This window comes from Mesorhizobium onobrychidis, assembly GCF_024707545.1.
Taxonomy (GTDB): Bacteria; Pseudomonadota; Alphaproteobacteria; order Rhizobiales; family Rhizobiaceae; genus Mesorhizobium; species Mesorhizobium onobrychidis.
Genome location: NZ_CP062229.1, coordinates 1,116,938 through 1,138,925, shown reverse-complemented (window position 1 = coordinate 1,138,925; position 21,988 = coordinate 1,116,938). Strand labels below are relative to the sequence as shown.

The window sequence follows — 21,988 nt, the reverse complement described above, 5'->3', positions numbered from 1 at the left end:
GACCGCAATGCGTCGTCCCGCATGGTTTTCAGGCACTATTGTCGCATCCGGCGGTGCGGTTCGACCGCCGGTCCCGAATTAGCCTTTGATTCAAGGCACAAAGCCGAAGGCAAAGGCAAGCGGCAGCGCCGCCAGCACCAGTTCCACCACGATGGAAACCCAATTGAAGGGCGTGTTGGCGCCATCCGACATCATCGACAGCAGGCGGCCGAAGGCGGTGAACAGCCAGGAAAAGCCAAGCGCCATGTAGAGCAGCGGTTGCGCAAGCAGAATGCAGCACAGGCTGACGCCGAGATAAAAGCCCGACATCCTGCCGCGCCCTTCGGCGATCGCCGCCGCCTTCTCCGGCTTGACCTGCAGCCGCAGGATTCGGAAAGCCAGCACCGGCGCCAGGAACAGCAGCAGGCCGAACAGCAAGGTCACGACGGCGCTCGACCATGCCAGCCACTCGCCCTGGCTCATCGGCCATGGAAACGCAAATTCCATACTGTCCCCTCGCAAATGGCTGTTTCGAAATTTCGGGCATTCTAGCGAAGGGAGAGACATGCGCCAGATGGCGTCGGTGAATTGCGCAAAGCGCATCAGCCCAGCGCGAATTCGACCGCCGACTCGGCATGGATGCGCGTCGTGTCGAAGACCGGAATGTCGAAGTCCGGCTGGCCGATCAGCATGGTGATCTCGGTACAGCCCATGATGATGCCATCGATGTTTTCGTCGCGCCGCAGGCGAGCGATTTCATCAATGTAGGCCGCCTTTGATTCGGTGCTGACGATGCCTTGACAGAGTTCGTCGTAGATCACGCGATGAACCATGTCCTGCCCGGCTTGCTCCGGCACCACCGGTTGAAGTCCGTATTTGTCGGTGAGCCGGCCTTTGTAGAAATCCTGTTCCATGGTGAAGCGCGTCGCCAGCAGCGCCGGGCGCTTGACGCCAGCGCGCTGGACTACAACGGCCGTTGAATCGGCAATGTGGATAAGCGGTATCGACACCGCTACCTCCACCTGATCGGCTAGCTTGTGCATGGTGTTGGTGCAGATCAGCAGCCCCTCCGCACCGGCTGCTTCCAGCTTACGCGCCGCCTCGACCAGCAGAACGGCCGCCCCCTGCCAGTCGCCGACGTGCTGCCGTTCGGCGATCTCGGCAAAGTCGAACGACCACAGCAGCAGTTTCGCCGAATGCAGTCCACCCAGCCGCTCGCGCACGATCTCGTTGAGCAGGCGGTAGTAGATCGCCGTTGATTCCCAACTCATGCCGCCGATGAGGCCAAGGGTTTTCATCTCTTCACAGCTCCGGTCCAAATTGCACGGTCGGCCTCACAAAAAGCTCTGCGGGTCGATATCGACCTGCACGCGCACCGAGCCCCGTATTTTCGGTCCCTCGGCCAGCATGGTGCGAATGAACCCCTGCATGTCGGCGCGCCGCTCGCCCTGGATCAGCAGGCGAAAGCGATGGCGGCCACCGATCAGCGACAGCGGCGCTTCGGCTGGGCCGAGCACGAACAGGTCGGAGGCCGGAGGTGCGGCGCGCCGCAAACCCCGCGCATGCCCCTCCGCTTCCGCCCGCGTCGCCGCACTGACGATAACACCAGCGAGCCGGCCGAAGGGCGGCAGCGCCGCCCGCTCGCGCTCGGCTATCTCGCGCTCGTAAAAAGCCTCGGCGTCGCTGGAGACGATCGCCCGCATTACCGGGTGGTCGGGCTGGAAGGTCTGCAGCAGGCCAAGGCTCTTCTTGCCGGTGCGGCCGGCACGGCCGGTCACCTGGCTGAGCAGCTGGAAGGTGCGCTCGGCAGCGCGCGGATCACCATTGGCCAGGCCAAGATCGGCGTCGACCACGCCAACCAGGGTCATGTTTGGGAAATTGTGGCCCTTGGCGACGAGCTGCGTGCCGATGACGATGTCGGCCTCGCCATTGGCGATGGCTTCAAGCTCCAGCCTCAGCCGCCGCACGCCGCCCATCAGGTCGGACGACAGCACGATGGTTCGGGCGTCTGGGAAATGCGCGACGACCTCTTCGGCGATGCGCTCGACGCCCGGCCCGCAGGCGACCAGATGGTCGAGCGTGCCGCATTCCGGGCAGGCCTCGGGCCGTCGCTCATTGTGTCCGCAATGGTGGCAGACGAGCTGGCCGCGAAAGCGATGTTCGACCAGCCAGGCCGAGCAGACGGGGCAGCCGAAGCGATGGCCGCAGACCCGGCACAGCGTCAGCGGCGCATAGCCGCGTCGGTTGAGGAACAGCAAGCATTGTTCGCGTTTCTCCAGCGTCTGCCGCATATGGCCAAGCAGCACCGGCGACAGAAAGCCGCCGCGCGCCGGCGGGGCGCGGCGCATGTCGATCGTCTTCAGGTCGGGAAGCGCCGCCTCGGCAAAGCGCGCCGAAAGCACCGCCCTGCTGTAGCGGCCTTGGCTCGCATTGACCCGGCTTTCGACCGACGGCGTCGCCGAGGCGAGCACCACCGGAAAGCCGCCGATATGGCCACGCACCACCGCCATGTCGCGGGCATTGTAGAAGACGCGGTCTTCCTGTTTGTAGGCGGGGTCATGCTCCTCGTCGACGACGATCAGCCCGAGTTCCCTGAACGGCAGGAACAGCGCCGAACGCGCGCCGGCAACGACGCGCACGCCACCTTCCGCTAGCTGCCGCCAGACACGCTCGCGCATCCTTGGCGGCAGATCCGAATGCCATTCCGCCGGCTTGGCGCCGAACCGTTCCTGGAAGCGCTCGAGGAAGGCGTGGGTCAGCGCGATCTCCGGCAGCAGGATCAGCACCTGCCTGCCGCGGTCGAGCGCCGCCGCCACCGCCTCGAAATAGACCTCCGTCTTGCCTGATCCAGTCACCCCGTCGAGCAGCGTGACGCCGAATACGCCGGCCGCGACATTGGTGCGCAGCATCCCGGCCGCATCGCTCTGGTCCGGCATCAGCGAAGGCTGGGCGTAATTCGGATCGGGTGCTGCGACCACCGGTCGCGGCGGGATCATGACGGTCTCGAACACGCCTTGCGCCTTCAACCCATCGATGACGGTCGACGAGACGCCGGCCGCATGCGCCAGCCCGGACCGCGTCCAGGCGAGCCCGCCTTCGGCTGTTTCCAGCACGCGCATCCTCGCGCCCGTCATCCGGTCGGGGTTGGCGAAGGTGCGTTGCAGCCCTTCGATCCACGGTTCCGGGTCGAAGGCCTCCGGCGCCCGCAGCAGCATGCGCGCCACCATGCCGGGCGGCGACAGCGTGTATTGCGCGATCCAGTCGACGAAGCGGCGCATAGCGCGGTCGATTGGCGGGCAGTCGAAGACCTGCTCGATCGGGCGCAGTTTCTTGGCATCGACCTTTTCGACAACGCCGTCCCAGACGATGCCGGCAACCTGGCGCGGACCGAGCGGCACGCGCACGATCGAGCCCGGCACCACGCGCATGCCGGCGGGCACGGCATAGGTGTAGGGCCGCTCGGCGGGCATCGGCACCAGCACTGGCGCGGCTGCGACAAAGGGCGAATCTTCGATCATGAGGCGTGACCTTGCCCCGACTTTCGTCTAGATCAAAGTCCGACCCAAAATGTGTGTGACATGCACATGAAAAAATCTTCAGGAGACCGTCATGAAATTTTTTGTCGACACCGCCGATGTCAAGGAAATCCGTGAGCTGAACGATTTGGGGCTGCTCGACGGCGTCACCACCAATCCCTCGCTGATCCTCAAATCCGGCGGCAAGATCGCCGACGTCACCAGAGAGATCTGCGAGATCGTCAAGGGTCCGGTCTCGGCCGAAGTCGTCGCCACCGAATACAAGGACATGATGGCGGAGGCCAAGATCCTGGCCAGGATCGCCGACAATGTCTGCATCAAGGTGCCGCTGACGCTGGACGGCCTGAGGGCCTGCAAGGACATCCGGTCGGACGGCCGCATGGTGAATGTCACGCTGTGCTTCTCGGCGACCCAGGCGCTGCTCGCCGCCAAGGCCGGCGCCTCCTTCATCTCGCCCTTCGTCGGCCGCATCGACGACAGCGGCTGGGACGGCATGGAGCTGATTGCCGATATCCGCACCATCTACGACAATTATGATTTCCAGACCGAGATCCTGACCGCCTCGGTGCGCACGGTGAACCACGTCAAGCAGGCCGCACTGATCGGCGCCGACGTCATCACCGCCCCGCCGGCGACGCTGAAGGCGCTGGTCAAGCACCCGCTGACCGACAAGGGCCTGGAGCAGTTCCTCGCCGACTGGGCCAAGACCGGCCAGAAGATCGGCTGAAATCCAGAAGGTCGGCTGAAATTAAGACGCCGCGTTCCCGTAAAAAGGCCGAGAAATCGGCCTTTTTTTTGCGAGCAACTAGACCTCGGCGGTAGCCGGAACGTCTCGATCAAGGCCGAAAAGTTTTAACCCGCCACCGTCTTGCCGTGCTTGACAAGATTCTGGGCGATCGACAGGCGCAGCAGATCCGCCAGTTCACGCGCCGCGCGGTTCTCGGCGTCGATTTGCGCCCGGTAGGAGGCAAATTCCTGACGGGGCCTGTCGAAGGACGACGCTATCGAGCGCCTGCCGGTGGCGATGGTCGTGCCGGTCTTGGCGTCGGTCAGCACATAGTTCGCGGTCAGTGTCACCGTGCCCGCAGTTGGCTCGTCGTCATCGGTCGAGACCTGCACGGTTGCAGCGGATTCAACAAGCTCGGTAACGCCGAGATCGAGCGAATAGGCGGGCGAAGCCGGCTCGCCCGCACCCTGGCCGAGCGCGAAGATCAGATTGTTGCGGACCTGCTGGGCGTAGCGGGTGTTGACCGGCTTGACCGAAATGGACCCGAGTTCGGCGGCAGCCCCAACTTGTGAACCGGCCGACAGCGGCGCGCTCGAATAGAGCGGGCGCACCGTGCAGGCCGAAACCAGCGCAACCGAAGCGATCAGGCCATACAGGGCGGTACGGCACAGCAAATGCGTCACTTCTGTCTTCCTCGGATCAGGCAACGACATTGACGATCCTCTGCGGGACGATGATCACCTTGCGCGGTGCCTTACCTTCGAGCGCTTTCTGCACGAAGTCGAGAGCCAGAACCGCTTTTTCGACGGCACCTTGGTCCGCGTCGCGGGCAATTGTCAAATCGCCGCGCTTCTTGCCGTTGACCTGGACCGGCAGCACGATCTCGCTGTCGACGACAAGCGACGGATCATAGACAGGCCAGGGCCGTTCGGCGACCAGATCGGTACCGCCGAGCGTCTGCCAGCATTCCTCGGCCAGATGCGGCATGACCGGCGCAATCAGATGCACGAGGATGTCGACGGCTTGCCGGCAGGCAGCCTTGAGCGCCGGATCGGCCTTGCCTTCGGCCGCCTCGTTGAGCGGCGTGGTGAGCGCGTTGGCGAGCTCGTAGATGCGGGCGATGGCGCGGTTGAAGGCGAGCTTTTCGATATCCTCGCCGACCGATTTCAACGCCTTGTGCGCGGCCTTGGAAACAGTCCCTGCCTCGCCCTCCTTCGCCGCTGCCGGCTGGATTCCGGCGAGCGATTCGGCAGCCGTCGACACCAGGCGCCAGATGCGCTGGACGAAGCGGTGCGCGCCGGCAGCGCCCTCGTCGGTCCATTCGACGTCACGCTCGGGCGGCGAGTCCGACAGCATGAACCAGCGCGCGGTGTCGGCGCCGTAGCCGTCGGTGATCTCTTCCGGGCTCACCGTGTTCTTCTTCGATTTCGACATTTTTTCGAGCGGGCCGATCACCGCCTCTTCGCCGGTCGCGATTTCGATGGCGCGGCGCTTGCCGTCGACATCCTCCAGCCGCACCTCGCTGGGCGCAAGCCAGCGGCTGTTCGAGCCACTGCCGATCCGATAGGTCTCGTGCACCACCATGCCTTGCGTGAACAGACCCCTGAACGGCTCGGCGAGATCGACATGGCCGGTCTCGCGCATGGCGCGGGTGAAGAAGCGCGAATAGAGCAGGTGCAGAATGGCGTGCTCGATGCCGCCTATATACTGGTCGACCGGCAGCCATTCGGTAGCTGCCTTGGGATTGGTCGGGTCGTTCGCCCAGGGCGCGGTAAAGCGCGCGAAATACCAGGACGAATCGACGAACGTGTCCATCGTGTCGGTTTCGCGGCGTGCATCTTTGCCGCATTGCGGACATTTGACATGCCGCCATGTCGGATGGCGATCGAGCGGATTGCCCGGCCGGTCGAACTCGATATCGTCCGGCAGCTTGACCGGCAGGTCCGCCTTCGGCACCGGCACCACGCCGCAATCTTCGCAGTGGATCATTGGGATCGGACAGCCCCAGTAGCGCTGGCGCGAAATGCCCCAGTCGCGCAGGCGGAAGTTGACCTTGCGCTCGGCCATCGGCCGATTACCGATGGTCTTTTGTTCCAGCAGCTTCGCCACCTCGTCGAACGCCTGATCAGGCTTCATGCCGTCGAGGAAGCGCGAATTGATCATCACGCCGTCGCCGACATAGGCCTCGTCGATGATCTGGAAGTTTCCTTGGTTCTCGCCTTCCGGCATCACCACCGGAATGACCGGCAGGCCGTATCTGTTAGCGAAGTCGAGGTCGCGCTGGTCACCGGACGGGCAGCCGAAGATGGCGCCGGTGCCGTACTCCATCAGCACGAAATTGGCGACGTAGACAGGCAGCGTCCACGCCTCGTCGAACGGATGGACGACACGGATGCCGGTATCGAAGCCCTTCTTCTCGGCCGTCTCCAGTGCGGCCACCGAAGTGCCCATGTGATGGACTTCATCGATGAACTTTGCCAGCGCTGGATTGTCCTCGGCGGCCTTTTTAGCCAGCGGGTGGTCGGCGGCGACCGCCATGAAGGAGGCGCCGAAGATGGTGTCGGGCCGCGTCGTGTAGACTTCCAGCTCATCTTCGCCGTCGATCACCTTGCCAGTAGTGGCCAGCGGCCAGCGGATCAGCAGGCCTTCCGAACGGCCGATCCAGTTCGCCTGCATCAGCTTCACTTTTTCCGGCCATTCGTCGAGGCCTTCGAGCGAGTCCAGCAGATCCTGCGCATAGTCGGTGATCTTGAAGAACCACTGCGTCAGCTCGCGCTGTTCGACCAGCGCGCCCGAGCGCCAGCCGCGTCCGTCGATGACCTGCTCGTTGGCAAGCACCGTCATGTCCTCCGGATCCCAGTTGACCTTGGAGGATTTGCGCGTCACCAGCCCCTTCTCGACGAAATCGAGGAACAGCATCTGCTGGCGGTGGTAGTAGTCGACATCGCAGGTGGCGAATTCGCGTGCCCAGTCGAGCGACAGGCCCATGACCTTGAGCTGCTCGCGCATGGCGGCGATGTTCTGATAGGTCCAGTCCTTGGGATGGACCTTGTTCTGCATCGCCGCGTTCTCGGCCGGCATGCCGAAGGCATCCCAGCCCATCGGGTGCAGCACGTTGAAACCCTTGGCTCGCTTGTAGCGCGCCACCACGTCGCCCATCGTGTAGTTGCGGGTATGGCCGATATGGATGCGCCCCGACGGATAAGGGAACATCTCGAGCACATAGTATTTTGGACGCGGGTCGTCGTTATCAGCCTCGAACAGCTTCTTGGCGTCCCAGGCCTTCTGCCATTTGGGCTCTGACGCGCGCGGATTGTATCGTTCGGTTGCCATCGGGTGTTTTTCACTTAAAAGCATGCGCGAACAGCCGGACATGCCCGGCGGCTCAGGAAATGTCGTCGCGGTGTTCACCATGGATTGCCGGACCCGTCAACTGCGACGCCCCGGCCAGGACAAAAACCAGAGTCAGGATATAGGCATGGCGAGCGCCGTCGAACAGTTTTTCACGGCTAAGGCTAAGATCGCAGCCGCCGAGGGCGAGGCGGGACGGAAAGCCGGCGCGGTGACGCTGGTCGCGGTCTCGAAGACCTTCGACGCCGCCGATATCCGCCCGGTCATCGAGGCCGGCCACTGTATCTTCGGCGAGAACCGCGTCCAGGAAGCACAAGCCAAATGGCCGGCGCTGAAAGAGCACTTCCCCGACATCGAGCTGCATCTGATCGGCCCGCTGCAATCCAACAAGACGAAGGAAGCGGTCGCGCTGTTCGACGTTATCGAGACGGTCGATCGCGACAAGATCGCCGCCGAACTGGCCAAGGAAATCGCCAGACAGGGCCGGTCACCACGGCTCTACGTCCAGGTCAACACCGGCTCGGAACCACAAAAGGCCGGCATCGAACCGCGCGAGGCCGTCGCCTTCGTCACCCGCTGCCGCGACGTCCATGGTCTCGCCATCGAAGGTCTGATGTGCATTCCGCCGGCCGACGAGAATCCCGGTCCGCATTTCGCGCTGCTGGAAAAGCTCAGGACGGAGGCCGGCGTCGAAAAGCTCTCCATGGGCATGTCCGGCGATTACGAGACGGCCATCGCCTTCGGCGCAACCAGCGTCAGGGTCGGCTCGGCGATTTTCGGCAGCCGTTAGCGGCAAATTTTGTCCAGAAGCGCAAGTCCGCTATGCCAGCGGGTTGAAACGAAACGTACCGTTCCTATTTGGTAGATCTCGCCACCAAATTTCCGGAGCCGCACCATGCGCTATAATCAACTTGGAAACACGGGGATGTTCGTCTCCGAACTTTGCCTCGGCACTATGACCTTCGGCGCCGCCGGCGAAAACGCCCAATGGGGCCTGATCGCCAGCCTCGACCAGGATGGCGTCGACAGGATCGTCGAGCGTTCGCTCGCCGCCGGCGTCAATTTCTTCGACACGGCGGACGTCTATTCCTTCGGCGCATCGGAACGGCTTCTTGGCCAGTCGCTGAGGAATCTCGGCGTCAAGCGGCAAGATGTGATCATCGCCACCAAAGTCCATGGCGCCATGGGCGACGGCCCGAACCAGCGCGGCTCCTCGCGCGGCCACATCATGGACTCGGTCGAGGGCAGTCTCAAGCGGCTGCAGCTCGACCATATCGATCTCTATCAGCTTCACGGCACCGACACAGTGACGCCGATTGATGAGACACTCAGGGCGCTCGACGATCTGGTTGTCAGCGGCAAGGTCCGCTATATCGGCGTTTCGAACTGGGCGGCCTGGCGCATCGCCAAGGCATTGGGCATCGCCGAACGCAAGGGCTTCGCCCGTTTTGAGACGGTCCAGTCCTACTATTCGATCGCCGGCCGTGATCTGGAGCGCGAGATCGTTCCGCTGCTCAACGAGGAGAAGCTTGGGCTGATGGTTTGGTCGCCGATGGCGGGCGGTCTGCTCTCCGGCAAATACGGACCCGGCGCGCCCGGCAATGGCGAGGGCCGTCGCGCCAGCTTCAATTTCCCGCCGGTCAATGAAGACCGCGCCTGGGCGGCGGTTGCCGTCATGCGCGAGATCGCCGCCAAGCATGGCGTCAGCGTCGCTACGGTGGCACTCGGCTATGTGCTGGCAAAGCCCTTCGTGATGAGCGTGATCGTCGGCGCCAGCCGCATGGAGCAGCTCGAACAGAACCTTGCCGCCACCGAGTTGACGCTCGATAGCGACGATCTTGCTCGTCTCGACGAAATCAGCGCGCTGCCCCCCGAATATCCGGGCTGGATGATCGAGCGCCAAGCGGCTGGCCGGCGTCCGGCGCCCTTTGCACCGAAAAGGTAATTCGATCTTCGATTGATGTTCGGGAGCCGGCAGGCTCCCGATCTTTTTTGGGCTCAGGTCAGCCGGACCGTCTCGACCAAAAAGTCGAGAAAAGCCCGCACCCGAGCCGGCAAATGCTTGCCCTGGCCGACATAGACGGCGTGGGTGAGCTCCTCGTCGCTTGGGTTGAAGTCCTCCAGAAGCGGTGCCAGTCGCCCGGCGGCGATGTCCGGCTCCACATGCCAGCGCGCCAGCCGGGCGATGCCCGCTCCGGAGAGCGCCATCAGCCGCATCGCCTCGCCATCGCTGACCAGCGCATTTCCGGTGATCGGGACGATGAGGGCCTTGCCGGCCACGTCGACGAATGGCCAGCCGTCGACATGGCGCACGAAGCAGAAACCCATCCGGTTGTGATGATCGAGATCGGCCGGCGTTCGGGGCGTGCCATGCGTCCTGAGGTAGGACGGCGCGGCGACGACGACCACCCGGCTCTGTCCTAGTTTGCGCGCCACCAACCGTGATTCGCCGAGCGGCCCGGCGCGGATGGCAACATCGGCGCGCTCCTCCATCAGGTCGATGACATGATCGGTCAAAACCAGATCGATGGTGATTTCCGGATAGCGATCGAGGAAGCGCGGCAAGAGCGGGATCAGCCGGTGCTGCCCGAACGGCACGTAGCTGTTGACGCGCAGCCGGCCGCGCGGGGCGGCACCCGCCGCCGCCTCGCGCTCGGCTGCCGCCATCTCGGCCAGGATGCGCACGCCGCTGTCGTAGAAAGCCGCCCCCTCCGGGGTCAGTTGCAGCTTGCGTGTCGAGCGGCTGACCAGCCGCGCGCCAAGACGGGCTTCCAGCCGCGCGATCAGCTTGCTCACCGCGGACGGCGTCATCCGCAGCGCACGAGCGGCGGCCGAAAAGCTGCCCGCCTCGACGACGCGGACAAACACTTCGATCTCGCCGGAGCGATTGATGTCGGGTCTCGCCATTCGTGAATCTATTTCACAGACAGTGTGCCCGACGCAAGGCTGGTTCACAGCACATCGCGACACGATCTCCGGGTCGGGGCGTGGGAGGACACGACGTCCCGTCGTCAAAACTGGCCGTCATTGAAGTGGGAACCGCCATGCCTCTTGCTCTTTATGCCCTCGCCGCCGGTGCCTTCGGCATCGGTGTCACCGAATTCGTCATCATGGGCCTGCTGCTCGACGTCAGCACCGATCTCGGCGTCTCGATCTCGGCTGCCGGCCAGTTGATTTCAGGCTATGCGCTGGGCGTCGTCATCGGCGCGCCGCTGCTGACGATCGCCACCGGCCGCTGGCCACGCAAGGCCGTGCTTCTGACGCTGATGGCGATCTTCACGCTGGGCAACCTCGCCTGTGCGCTGGCCCCCGACTACTGGACGCTGATGGGTGCCCGCGTGCTCACCGCCTTTGCCCACGGCACCTTCTTCGGCGTTGGGTCGGTCGTTGCGACCGGGCTGGTGGCGCCCAACAAGAAGGCCTCGGCGATCGCCCTGATGTTCACCGGACTGACCATCGCCAACATCCTCGGCGTTCCCTTCGGCACCTGGCTCGGCCAGGCCTTCGGCTGGCGCGCGACCTTCTGGGCGGTAACGCTGGTCGGCATCGTCGCCTTCGCCATCATTCTGCTGCTGGTGCCGCGCAGCCAGGCGGCGCTAGAAAAGAGCGACTTGCGCGGCGATCTCGCCGTGCTCGGCCGCGCTCCGGTTCTGCTTGGCTTCGCCACCACCGTGCTTGGCTATGCCGGCGTCTTCGCCGTCTTCACCTACATCGCCCCCTTGCTGACCGAGACCACCGGTTTCCAAGCAGCAGCCGTGTCGCCGATCCTGCTTGTCTTCGGCGGCGGCCTCATCGCCGGCAATCTGCTCGGCGGCAAGTTCGCCGACCGCTGGCTGGTGCCTTCGGTTCTCGGCAGTCTTGTCGTGCTGGCGCTGGTGCTCGGCACGATGACCTTTGCCCTGCACGGCCAGACGATGGCAGTCATCTATGTCGGCCTGCTCGGCGCCGCCGCCTTCGCCACAGTGGCGCCGTTGCAGATGTGGGTGCTGGAAAAGGCGCAAGGCGCCGGCCAGAGCCTGGCCTCGTCCTTCAACATCGCCGCCTTCAATCTCGGCAATGCCGCCGGCGCCTGGCTTGGCGGCGTGGTCATCGCCCATGGTCCCGGCCTTGGCGCCATCACCTGGGTCGCCGCCTTGCTGCCGCTTTCGGCGCTCGGCGTCGCCGCACTGGCGCTTCGCCTCGACTACAGTGCCGCGCGTCCTCTTGGACGCGCAAAGGACGCTGTAGCACTTTGATTTTGCGCATGATCCTTTCCGAAAATCGATTGCGATTTTCGGGGTCATGCGCAGCCCGACGCTCGGTGAACCGGCAACCGCCTGCTCGTAGCAACCCGACGAACCCTTTTAGACATCACAGGAGAAAAAGATGGATTATCGACGTCTTGGCGCCTCGGGCCTGAAGGTCCCGGCGCTCTCGTTCGGCGCCGGCACCTTCGGCGGTTCCGGCCCGCTGTTCGGCGCCTGGGGCAACAGCGATGCGACGGAAGCGCGGCGGCTGGTCGACATCTGCCTTGAGGCCGGCGTCAACCTGTTCGATACCGCCGACGTCTATTCGAACGGCGCCTCCGAAGAGGTGCTCGGCGCGGCGATCAAGGGCCGCCGCGATGCCGTGCTGATCTCGACCAAGACCTCGCTGCCGACGGGCGACGGACCAAACGATGCCGGCTCCTCCCGTTCGCGTCTCATCAAGGCCGTCGAGGGCGCACTGAAGCGGCTCGGCACCGACTACATCGACCTGCTGCAACTGCACGCTTTCGACGCCGCAACGCCGATCGAGGAGGTGCTGTCGACGCTGGACAGTCTCGTGCGCGCCGGCAAGCTGCGCTATGTCGGCGTCTCCAACTTTTCCGGCTGGCAAGTGATGAAATCGCTCGGTCTGGCGGACAAGCACGGCTACCCGCGCTACGTTGCCCATCAGGTCTATTACTCGCTGGTCGGGCGCGACTATGAATGGGAACTGATGCCGCTCGGCCTCGACCAGGGCGTTGGCGCGCTGGTGTGGAGCCCGCTCGGCTGGGGCCGCCTGACCGGCAAGATCCGCCGCGGCGAGCCACTGCCGGAAAAAAGCCGGTTGCACGACACCGCAGGCTTCGGGCCGCCGGTCGAGGACGAACAGCTCTACAGGGTTGTCGACGCGCTCGACGCTGTCGCCAACGAAACCGGCAAGACCGTGCCACAGATCGCCATCAACTGGTTGCTGCAGCGGCCGACCGTCGCCTCCGTCATCATCGGCGCGCGCAACGAGGAGCAGCTGCGCCAGAACCTCGGTGCCGTCGGTTGGTCATTGACATCCGATCAGATGAAGAAGCTCGACGCGGCAAGCGAAGTCACCGCACCCTATCCGTATTTCCCCTATCGCCGGCAGGAAGCCTTCGCCCGGCTCAGCCCGCCTGCGGTCTGACCGGAGGCGATCATTCGTTTCGGGCGACCATCATGAACATTCGGGATTGGCCGAGGCCTCCCCAACTTCGTCATCCCTGGGCGAAGCAGGAGCGAAGCTCCGTCGCGGAGACCCTGGGATCCATGCCATAGCCTTGGCCGCAGAGTGCAGCGGAGCAGAATTCGGCGCCGCAGCGGCGCTTTGAAGTTACGGCATGGATCCTGGGGTCTGCGCCGCGTCGCTTCGCTCCTTGCTCCGCCCCAGGATGACGAAGCGATGGACGCTTCCGCCAATTGCCAAGGCATGCGATCCGTCACGCAAGCAGCCCGTCAAACGTCCTGCGCCGTTGCCTAATGCAGCACGAACTCGCCGTCGACCTTGTGCCACTCATTGGGCGCGATCAGCTTCTGGTGCGTATAGCTCACCGAATGCAGCGGGCCATCGAGCTTGGTCTGCCAGAACTCGATGAACCGGATCAGCACCGGAAATTTCGGGGCGATGTCGTAGTCCTGCCAGATGAAGCTCTGCAGCAGATGCGGGTGATCGGGAAAGTGATAAAGAATCTTGGCCGTGGTCAAGCCATAGCCCTTGAGCATCAGGTCCATTTCGGAATGGTCGCGCATCGCGGTCCCCTGGTTGATTCTCCTTTCCTCCCAATTTGAAATTGTGCACGCTATTTGCTTAACCGTCTATTGATATTTTAGTGATCGATGCCGTGTTTGTCACGTAAAAACATACGCTTAGCAGCCGCCGTGCCCGAGTGCTGACAGCGTTTCGCCATTCCCCTGCGGCATCCCGCCGCGCAAATCCAACGTCTAATATTGCCGTCACCGCGGAACTGTTAATAATGCGCGCGAATTCGTGGCCTCCGCGCCGCGATGCTGCTCGGCGAGCAAGCTGGCAGTTGGTCTTGGGAGGAAAGTGAAAAAATGTCCGAGGTTCATGTCCATCGCGTCCAGCCGGCGTGGAAGAAGAACGCACTGATCGACAATGACACCTATTTGAAATGGTATGCCGAGAGCGTGAAGAACCCGGACAAGTTCTGGGGCAAGCACGGCAAGCGCATCGACTGGTTCAAGCCCTACAGCAAGGTCAAGAACACCTCCTTCAACGGCAAGGTCTCGATCAAATGGTTCGAGGACGGCGAGACCAACGTTTCCTGGAACTGCATCGACCGGCATCTGAAGAAGCGCGGCGACCAGACCGCCATCGTCTGGGAAGGCGACAATCCCTACGACGACAGGAAGATCACCTATAGCGAGCTTTACGAGCATGTCTGCCGGCTCGCCAATGTGATGAAGAAGCACGGCGTCAAGAAGGGCGACCGCGTTACCATCTACATGCCGATGATCCCTGAAACGGCCTACGCGATGCTTGCCTGCACGCGCATCGGCGCCATCCATTCGGTGGTCTTTGGCGGCTTCTCGCCGGATGCATTGGCCGGCCGCATCGTCGACTGCGAATCGACTTTCGTCATCACCACCGATGAAGGCCTGCGCGGCGGCAAGCCGATTCCGTTGAAAGACAACACCGACAAGGCGATCGACATCGCCGCGAAGAATTTCGTGATGGTCAACAAGGTCGTCGTCGTGCGCCGCACCGGTGGCAAGGTTGGCTGGGCTCCGGGGCGCGACGTCTGGTACCACGACGAGATCGCTTCGGTGAAGGCGGAGTGCAAGCCGGAGAAGATGAAGGCCGAGGACCCTTTGTTCATCCTCTACACATCAGGCTCGACCGGCAAGCCGAAGGGCGTGCTGCACACCACGGCCGGCTATCTCGTCTACGCCTCGATGACCCACCAATATGTCTTCGACTACCATGACGGCGACATCTTCTGGTGCACCGCCGATGTCGGCTGGGTCACCGGCCACAGCTACATCGTCTACGGACCACTCGCCAACGGCGCCACCACGCTGATGTTCGAAGGCGTGCCGAACTATCCGTCGCAATCCCGCTTCTGGGAGGTCATCGACAAGCACAAGGTCAACATCTTCTACACGGCGCCGACGGCGTTGCGCGCCCTGATGGGCGCTGGCGATGCCCATGTCACCAAGACGTCGCGCAAATCATTGCGCGTGCTCGGCACGGTCGGCGAGCCGATCAATCCGGAAGCCTGGGAGTGGTATTTCAACCTCGTCGGCAACGGCAAGGTGCCGATCGTCGACACATGGTGGCAGACCGAGACCGGCGGCATCCTGATCACGCCGCTGCCCGGCGCCACCGACCTGAAGGCAGGCTCCGCGACGCGGCCCTTCTTCGGTGTCAGGCCACAACTGGTCGACGGCGACGGCAAGGTGCTGGATGGGGCGGCCGACGGCAATCTTTGCATCACGGACTCATGGCCGGGCCAGATGCGCACCGTCTATGGCGATCACCAGCGCTTCGTGCAGACCTATTTTTCGACCTACAAGGGCAAGTACTTCACTGGCGACGGCTGTCGCCGCGACGCCGATGGCTACTACTGGATCACCGGCCGCGTCGACGACGTCATCAACGTCTCAGGCCACCGCATGGGCACGGCCGAGGTCGAATCCGCGCTCGTCAGCCACGACAAGGTTTCCGAGGCCGCGGTCGTCGGCTATCCGCACGACATCAAGGGCCAGGGCATCTACTGTTACGTCACCCTGATGGCCGGCGAGAAAGCGGGCGAGGAGTTGCGCAAGGAACTCGTCGCCCATGTCCGCAAGGACATCGGCGCCATCGCCACACCCGACAAGATCCAGTTCGCTCCGGGCCTGCCGAAAACCCGTTCGGGCAAGATCATGCGGCGTATCCTGCGCAAGATCGCCGAGGACGATTTTGCCGCACTCGGCGATACCTCGACGCTGGCCGATCCGGCGGTCGTCGACGATCTCGTCGCCAACCGGCAGAACAAGAGGACCTGATGCAATGGCCGCATTGGGTGCCGTCGTCGAGCTTTGGCGTTATCCGGCGAGTTCGCTCGCCGGCGAACGCCTAGGCGCGATTTCGGTCGATCTGGAGACCATCTATGGCGACCGCCTGTTCGGCCTTGTCGATGCCTCTGACGGTGAGATAGCGCGGCCTGACCGCGACGCGAAATGGCACAAGGTGCCGCTCATTCGTACCCGATTGAACGGCGACCGCGAGCTTGAGATCGCCATACCCGGCGGCGACTGGCTGACGGCGCCGGGCGCCGAAAGCGACTATGCCGTTTCCGCTTTTCTCGGTTTCGCGGCCTCGATCCGGCCGTTTGGCCACGATGCCGCCTCCCACTATGCCGGCCCCCTGACCGCGGAGCGTTACCGCAAGGCGCCTATCCACCTCCTGACCACCGCTTCGCTGGCGCGTCTGAAGGCGCTGCATCCCGAGGGCGCCGCCGACCCGCGCCGCTTCCGCCCCAACATCGTCGTCGACATGGCGGCGGTCGAGGGATCCTTCCCGGAAACGGAATGGATCGGCCGCAAGCTGGCGATCGGCGATCTGCTGCTGACCATCTCCGAACCATGCCGCCGCTGCGGCTTCACCATCATCGCCCAGGACGGCTTCGACCACGACCCGGCGATCCTGCGCAATCTTGTCCGCCACAACGCGCACAATCTCGGCGTCTACTGCACCGTCGACCGGCCAGCACGCGTCGAAATCGGCGAGACGATACGATTCCTGTAGGCTACCGATAAAGGTCCGCCCGTGTCGGCGGCAGGCCGCTTGGACCTCGCGCGCGCTTGGTGGCGACGGTCTGGAAAATCTGCGCCGAGGCGCGTTCGAAAGTGATCGAGCAGCCGGTGAGATAAAGCAGCCAGAGGCGCGCCTTGGCTTCGCCGACCTCGGCGATCGCTTCGTCGAAGCGTGCGTGAAGGCGCTCGGCCCACAGACGGCAAGTGCGGGCGTAGTGCTCGCGCAAATTCTCGACATCGTAGACGAGGAAGGCGTGCGCTTCGAGATTGCCGAGCGTCATGCCGATCGTGTCGAGCTCGCCGCCGGGAAAGATGTATTTGATCAGCGCCTTGAATTCCGGGCCCTTGCGCAAGGTCTTCTTGATGCTGCCCTTGTCGCGCCGGGTGATGGCGTGATGCAGATAAATGCCGCCCGGCTTGAGCAGGCGATGAATTGTCGAGAAATAGGCGGCGTGGTTGGCGAGGCCCAGATGCTCGAACATGCCGATCGACGAGATCTTGTCGAAGGAGCCGGACAACTCGGCATAGGATTTTATTTCGATGGTGATGCGGTCCTCCAGCCCCTCAGCGCGGATGCGCTCGCGGGCGAGCTGGGTCTGGGCTTCCGACAGCGAGACGCCATGGCCGACGACGCCGTAATTTTTCGCTGCATGGATGAGCATGGCTCCCCAGCCGCAGCCGATGTCGAGCAGCCTTTCGCCCGGCTTCAGCCGGAGCTTGCGGCAGATATGGTCGAGCTTGTCTTTCTGCGCCTGGTCGATGCCGTTGGCGAAATCGGTGAAATAGCCGCAGCTATAGACCATGCGCTCGTCGAGGAAGAGCCGGTAGAAGGCGTTCGAAATGTCGTAGTGGTGCTGAATCGCTTGCCTGTTCGACCCGCTGACGAAGGGGTTGCGCCCGGAAAGGTCGGTCCGCGCCGTCATCTGTTTTCTCGAAAACAGCACGGCCGGCAGGTCGCGCAGGACCGCCAGCTTGGGCAACGACTTGAGCTTCGTCCTGAGCTTGCCCTGCGCAGGCAGAGCGTAGAAATCGAACAGCGATCCGCCTTCCACGTCGATGGTCTTGGAAATCCACATTTCGATCAGCGTCGAAAGGGACGGCCGGCGCATCACCTGCCAGACGATATCCTGGTCGTTGATGGTGAGCACGGGGCCGGTGGCAGGCCCGATCCGTTCGCCGGTCCACAGCTTGACCGCGAAACCCGGCTTCAGCGTTTCGATGACCGTTCGAACGATCCGTGCCGCTCTGTCGGCTGCCTCCATCCCCGTCCTCCCCTGCTCAGTACGCTGGCGGTCGACGCCGACTTTGCCTGTCCGATCGGATAGCCGCAAGCCGCCAGCGACAAGCTCGCACGGCATTTTCACCACGCGCCTTGCCATTTGCGGATCGACACCCCATCATGAGGGCGTCTTCAACAAATCGAAAGGAGGTGATCCGATGTCGAGTGATTTCGTTTTCCAGAACGTGGCCTCAGCGGATTGCACTTTCGGGAAGCAGTCTTCCCGTTAAGGCGCGAGATGCGCGGCTGGCGACGTAAAACGTCGCCGCCATGGGCCGCGCCATGGACGGAAACACGGAAGGCCGCCGGCTTCGAAAGAAGCGGCGGCCCTTTCCTTTTGGTGTTCTCGTGTATCAGCCCGGCGGGGGAAGGTCAGCGTTGGATGGCAAGCTTCTCGATGTTCTCGGTGATCTCGTCGAAGGCGGCGGCCAGTTCCGTGCCCGTGGCGGCCTCGTAGTAGTGCTTCAGCGAAGACGTGTCCGCTGTAGAGCAATTCTTGAGCACGCTCTTTGCCTGGTCTCGCTCGGTCATCGTCATCGACGGATCGTCGAGATCGAAGCCGATCGTGAATATCTCGATGCCGTCGCGCTTCATGTTGCTGCAAATGCCTTCGGCATTGCTTCGCGACTTCTGGCCCGCATTCTGTGATCTTGGCGCGCCGCGCCCGCCGGCGAAAGCCGTATTGAACTGGCCATCAGTCATCAGGATGGCGACCTTGGCAACTTTCTTCTTGTCGAAATTGGCGGGACCGGCACCCAAAGCGGCATCGGCAATTGCCGAGCGCCACGACGGCGAAAGCATGTAGTAACCCCATTGCGCAGCGATACCACCGGCCGTGACGCCATCCGCCCTGAAATCCGTGATTGTGTCGAGCAATTTTTGCTTGTCGGCCGTCAGCGGAATGAGTTCCGGTTTCGGGCAGGTCTTCATGTGATCGTCGCGGTTGACTTTGGCCAGATAGGTTTTGCCGTCGTTGTCCAGGCGCGGCGTATTAGGCCCGTCGGGCGAATAGTCGGCGTAGCCATCCTTGTCCTTGCGCTCGGTGGCGCATTTGTCCGGCGCCAATGTCAAGGACACCGAAACCGGAGCATCGATCGGGGGCGGCACATTTGATCCATATCTCGCCTCCACGAACACCGTGCTGGCCAATCCGCCTGTGTTGACCGCTTCGGCGTAGGGAACGATCGCCACGCGCACGCGCGGATTTTTCGGATCAAGATTGTTGTCCAGCAGATCCTCGACAGCCCCCGAAGCGGCAGTTCGCAGGTCGCCGATCTTGTCGGTCTTGGCCCACCAGTTGGCGGCCATCGATCCGGTCACGTCGAGCATCATCGCCACTTCGATCGTCTTGTCCGAATAGACCGCAGTCGTCGATGCGGCAACGCGCTTCATGTCACCCACGCTGAAAATCGGAAAATAAAGGCCGAGATCGACATGGACGTCCGCCTGAACCGTGTTGGCGGTCCTGTCGACAGTCAATTTGTCGAGGACGATCTGGTCGGCGCTCAGGATGCCGGCCCGGCTGTTGGCATCGAGAAACGCTTGCACCGACTTGTTGGCATCGGCCTCCTTGATGACGCCGGTCGTCAGGTCGCGCGCCGTCGAGGTCACCGCCGCATCGACAACACCTTGCAGGCTCGACTTTGCGTTGTAGAGCTGGGAAACGTTGACGGCAAAGCCGACGCCCAGCGCCAGCACCGACGCGACCATGCCGAATAGAACCGCGAAATTTCCGCTGCGATCCCTGGCAAAGCTGCCGATCGCGTGAACAAGACCCCCAAAATACCGCATGCTTCCGCCTCCATTCGCCACGACCTCGAAGCCGTGTGGAGGCGCATTGCAGGATTCCGGCCGGATGGCGCCGCGAAGGGACCAACAGCCGTCGGCTCATCGTCAAACCGTTGTTTCTGCTTGGTTTCGAAATGCGGCAAGGTGAACAGCCGGTAAACGACGAGCCGCTGCGGCAGTTTCGTTTACGAAGCGCTTACCATGATCCTGCCGTCTGCCGTGTCGCATAAGAACACGGTCCCGATCCGGCACAGAGGGTTCTGTGCCGAGGCGGATCAGGCGCATCATATGCGTAGGGCAGCCGGGATGATCGCACAGCGGGCCGCACGCCGTTCGGCACTTACGTTTCTATGCCAGCATCTGCGCGCTGACGGTCTTGTCGACGCCGCGATGGGGCGGGTTGAACAGATTGCTTTCCTGCTCGTAGGTCCAGACCTTGAACAGGCCGAGCCGGTGCGGGCCGAAACTGTGCAGCAGCGGCACGTCGGTCGCGTCGCGACCGCGCGCGATGACGATCCGGCCGATTCTCGGCATGTTGTGGCGGGGATCGAAGGTGTACCATTTGCCGTCGAGGAACACTTCCAGCCACGCCGAAAAATCCATCGGTGCCGGGTCGACCGGTACGCCGATGTCGCCGAGATAACCGTTCACGTAACGGGCGGGGATGTTCATGCAGCGGCAGAGCGTGATCGCCAGATGAGCGAAGTCGCGGCAGACGCCGACGCGCTCCTCATGCGCCTGCGCCGCCGTGCGGGTCGGGCGCGCATAGCCGTAACCGAACGACAGACGTTTATGGACATAGTCGACGATCGCCTGCACCCGCGCCCAGCCGGATGGAACAGGGCCGAAAACCTGCCAGGCCAGATCACTGAGATGATCGGTCTCGCAATAGCGGCTGCCGAGCAGATAGCAGAGCACATCGTCGGGCAACTCCGCCACCGGCACTTCCCTAGCCAGCGTGTTGACCTCGTCGGTCTCGCCACTGTCCTCGACCACGGCGTCGTAAAGAATGCGAAAGCCGCCGCCAGGCGCCGTGAAACGGCGGCAGGCGTTGCCATAAAGATCGTGGTAGAGCCTGGTTGGGACGGAAGGCGAGGTCAGCACGCGCGTCTGCCGCTTGATGTCGGCCTGGCGGTCCTTGTGGATCTCGAGCAGCGAAATCACCGGGGTGGCTTCAGCGCAGTCGATGGCGATTTCGTAGCCGAGCCGAATCAGCATCGCGGTTCCCCCTTTTTTGAGCATCGTGGAAGACAAGTTCGTCAACGCGAGACGGCTCGCCGTGGTTCCCTGGTATTGTCGAAAAGGCGATCTCGCGCCTTCCCATGCAGCCGACGCGACGTTACGGTCGATCGACAAGCTTTGGTCTCTCCGAAACAACCCCCGGGATAGCAGATGTTCGCAGGCAGAAAATTCGCAGCCTTCCTGTTCGACATGGACGGCACGGTGGTCAATTCGATCGCCGCGGCAGAAAGGGTCTGGGCAGATTGGGCAGGCCGGCAAGGTCTCGACGTTGCCGCATTCCTGCCGACGATCCACGGCGTGCGGGCGATCGAGACCATCGCTCGGCTGGCGCTTCCTGGCGTCGATCCGATGCGAGAAGCCGATGCGCTTCTGCAGGCCGAGGCGGCCGACGTCGACGGCATCCTTCCGATCGCCGGCGCCGCGTCGTTTCTGGCGTCGCTGCCGGCCGAGCGCTGGGCCATCGTCACTTCCGCGCCGCGCGAGCTGGCTCTCCTGCGCATCGCCGCCGCCGGCATCCCGCTTCCCGCCATCCTTGTCGCGGCCGAGGATGTTTCCCACGGCAAGCCGGCGCCGGATTGCTTCCGGCTGGCGGCCGAGCGGCTGGGCGTCGACGCGCGCGACTGCCTCGTTTTCGAAGATGCGCCCGCCGGAATATCGGCGGCCGAGGCCGCCGGAGCTACGGTCGTGGTGATCAGCGCCACCCACCAGCATCCATTGCAAACGCCGCATACTGCGATCGCCTCTTATGCCAGGCTAGGCATCACGGTCGACGACCGCGGCTGGATTATCCTCGCGGCGGAGCGCGCTGCGGCTTAGGGTGCCCTTAGAAATCGCTGGTCAGGCCCTTGACCTCCCAGTCGCCATAGCGGCCGGGCTCGTTGCCGCCACGACCGCCGATCTCCCGGGGCATCGCGGCTTCCTGCTGGCGATAGTGTTCGCGCCGCGTTTCCGCTTCCGCCAAAGCGCAGCGGGCTGCCGGCGTCAGCGTCTTTTGCGGCGCGTCGTGACCGGGGCCGGCGTTTGTATTGCCGGTTTCGCCCGTTTTACTGGTTTCGTCGATCATGCGACATTC

At 63.3% G+C, this 21,988-nt stretch carries 19 protein-coding genes; 8 read left to right on the top strand and 11 right to left on the bottom strand.

Annotated elements, in window-relative coordinates; translation table 11 throughout:
- Positions 1-90 precede the first annotated feature (90 nt).
- The 3 genes from IHQ72_RS05435 to IHQ72_RS05425 form a co-directional block, all read right to left on the bottom strand.
- Positions 91-486 (bottom strand): AGROH133_08824 family phage infection protein, encoded by a 396-nt coding sequence (locus tag IHQ72_RS05435; protein WP_258121522.1) that lies wholly within the window; start codon positions 484-486, stop codon positions 91-93.
- Between the two features lie 95 nt (positions 487-581).
- Positions 582-1,277, bottom strand: coding sequence for an aspartate/glutamate racemase family protein (locus IHQ72_RS05430; protein WP_258121521.1), 696 nt, complete (start codon positions 1,275-1,277; stop codon positions 582-584).
- 36 nt (positions 1,278-1,313) lie between these two features.
- Entirely contained in the window at positions 1,314-3,497 is a 2,184-nt protein-coding gene (locus tag IHQ72_RS05425; protein ID WP_258121520.1) for a primosomal protein N', read from the bottom strand.
- 91 nt (positions 3,498-3,588) lie between these two features.
- Here IHQ72_RS05425 and fsa point away from each other — a divergent pair, with 91 nt between their 5' ends.
- Complete coding sequence (fsa, locus tag IHQ72_RS05420) at positions 3,589-4,242, top strand: fructose-6-phosphate aldolase (RefSeq protein WP_023719712.1); 654 nt, start codon at positions 3,589-3,591, stop codon at positions 4,240-4,242.
- A gap of 125 nt (positions 4,243-4,367) precedes the next feature.
- Here the strand turns inward: fsa and lptE are convergent, their stop codons facing one another.
- Both lptE and leuS read right to left on the bottom strand, forming a co-directional pair.
- Positions 4,368-4,955, bottom strand: coding sequence for an LPS assembly lipoprotein LptE (lptE, locus tag IHQ72_RS05415; RefSeq protein ID WP_258121519.1), 588 nt, complete (start codon positions 4,953-4,955; stop codon positions 4,368-4,370).
- Positions 4,942-7,575, bottom strand: a complete 2,634-nt coding sequence (gene leuS, locus IHQ72_RS05410; protein WP_258121518.1) for a leucine--tRNA ligase — start codon at positions 7,573-7,575, stop codon at positions 4,942-4,944. The genes lptE and leuS overlap by 14 nt, the downstream gene beginning before the upstream one ends.
- Before the next feature lie 145 nt (positions 7,576-7,720).
- On the opposite strand from leuS, the gene IHQ72_RS05405 reads away from it, so the two are divergent.
- Positions 7,721-8,383, top strand: a complete 663-nt coding sequence (locus tag IHQ72_RS05405) for a YggS family pyridoxal phosphate-dependent enzyme (RefSeq protein WP_258121517.1) — start codon at positions 7,721-7,723, stop codon at positions 8,381-8,383.
- A gap of 105 nt (positions 8,384-8,488) precedes the next feature.
- A complete protein-coding gene (locus IHQ72_RS05400; RefSeq protein WP_258121516.1) occupies positions 8,489-9,538 on the top strand; it encodes an aldo/keto reductase in 1,050 nt (349 codons plus the stop codon).
- A gap of 53 nt (positions 9,539-9,591) precedes the next feature.
- On the opposite strand, the gene IHQ72_RS05395 is transcribed toward IHQ72_RS05400, so the two are convergent.
- Complete coding sequence (locus IHQ72_RS05395) at positions 9,592-10,500, bottom strand: LysR family transcriptional regulator (protein ID WP_258121515.1); 909 nt, start codon at positions 10,498-10,500, stop codon at positions 9,592-9,594.
- 137 nt (positions 10,501-10,637) lie between these two features.
- Here IHQ72_RS05395 and IHQ72_RS05390 point away from each other — a divergent pair, with 137 nt between their 5' ends.
- Both IHQ72_RS05390 and IHQ72_RS05385 read left to right on the top strand, forming a co-directional pair.
- A complete protein-coding gene (locus IHQ72_RS05390) occupies positions 10,638-11,828 on the top strand; it encodes an MFS transporter (protein WP_258121514.1) in 1,191 nt (396 codons plus the stop codon).
- Between the two features lie 130 nt (positions 11,829-11,958).
- Complete coding sequence (locus IHQ72_RS05385; protein ID WP_258121513.1) at positions 11,959-12,993, top strand: aldo/keto reductase; 1,035 nt, start codon at positions 11,959-11,961, stop codon at positions 12,991-12,993.
- A 329-nt stretch (positions 12,994-13,322) separates the two neighbouring features.
- Here the strand turns inward: IHQ72_RS05385 and IHQ72_RS05380 are convergent, their stop codons facing one another.
- Positions 13,323-13,595: an usg protein gene (locus IHQ72_RS05380; protein WP_065011174.1), complete on the bottom strand. Its 273-nt coding sequence runs from the start codon at positions 13,593-13,595 to the stop codon at positions 13,323-13,325.
- A 306-nt stretch (positions 13,596-13,901) separates the two neighbouring features.
- Here IHQ72_RS05380 and acs point away from each other — a divergent pair, with 306 nt between their 5' ends.
- Both acs and IHQ72_RS05370 read left to right on the top strand, forming a co-directional pair.
- On the top strand, positions 13,902-15,857 hold the full coding sequence (gene acs, locus IHQ72_RS05375; RefSeq protein WP_258121512.1) for an acetate--CoA ligase: 1,956 nt from the start codon (positions 13,902-13,904) through the stop codon (positions 15,855-15,857).
- Between the two features lie 4 nt (positions 15,858-15,861).
- The gene (locus tag IHQ72_RS05370) at positions 15,862-16,599 is read left to right on the top strand and encodes an MOSC domain-containing protein (RefSeq protein ID WP_258121511.1); all 738 of its coding nucleotides are present in this window, start codon (positions 15,862-15,864) and stop codon (positions 16,597-16,599) included.
- A 1-nt stretch (position 16,600) separates the two neighbouring features.
- On the opposite strand, the gene IHQ72_RS05365 is transcribed toward IHQ72_RS05370, so the two are convergent.
- From IHQ72_RS05365 to IHQ72_RS05355, 3 genes are all read right to left on the bottom strand, one after another.
- A complete protein-coding gene (locus tag IHQ72_RS05365; protein WP_258121510.1) occupies positions 16,601-17,869 on the bottom strand; it encodes a class I SAM-dependent methyltransferase in 1,269 nt (422 codons plus the stop codon).
- Between the two features lie 389 nt (positions 17,870-18,258).
- Entirely contained in the window at positions 18,259-19,677 is a 1,419-nt protein-coding gene (locus tag IHQ72_RS05360; protein ID WP_258121509.1) for a pilus assembly protein, read from the bottom strand.
- A 345-nt stretch (positions 19,678-20,022) separates the two neighbouring features.
- Positions 20,023-20,892 (bottom strand): transglutaminase-like domain-containing protein, encoded by an 870-nt coding sequence (locus IHQ72_RS05355; RefSeq protein ID WP_258121508.1) that lies wholly within the window; start codon positions 20,890-20,892, stop codon positions 20,023-20,025.
- Between the two features lie 174 nt (positions 20,893-21,066).
- On the opposite strand from IHQ72_RS05355, the gene IHQ72_RS05350 reads away from it, so the two are divergent.
- Positions 21,067-21,732, top strand: a complete 666-nt coding sequence (locus IHQ72_RS05350; protein ID WP_258121507.1) for an HAD-IA family hydrolase — start codon at positions 21,067-21,069, stop codon at positions 21,730-21,732.
- Positions 21,733-21,739: 7 nt separating this feature from the next.
- Here the strand turns inward: IHQ72_RS05350 and IHQ72_RS05345 are convergent, their stop codons facing one another.
- Entirely contained in the window at positions 21,740-21,979 is a 240-nt protein-coding gene (locus IHQ72_RS05345; protein ID WP_258121506.1) for a DUF1674 domain-containing protein, read from the bottom strand.
- Positions 21,980-21,988: the final 9 nt, after the last annotated feature.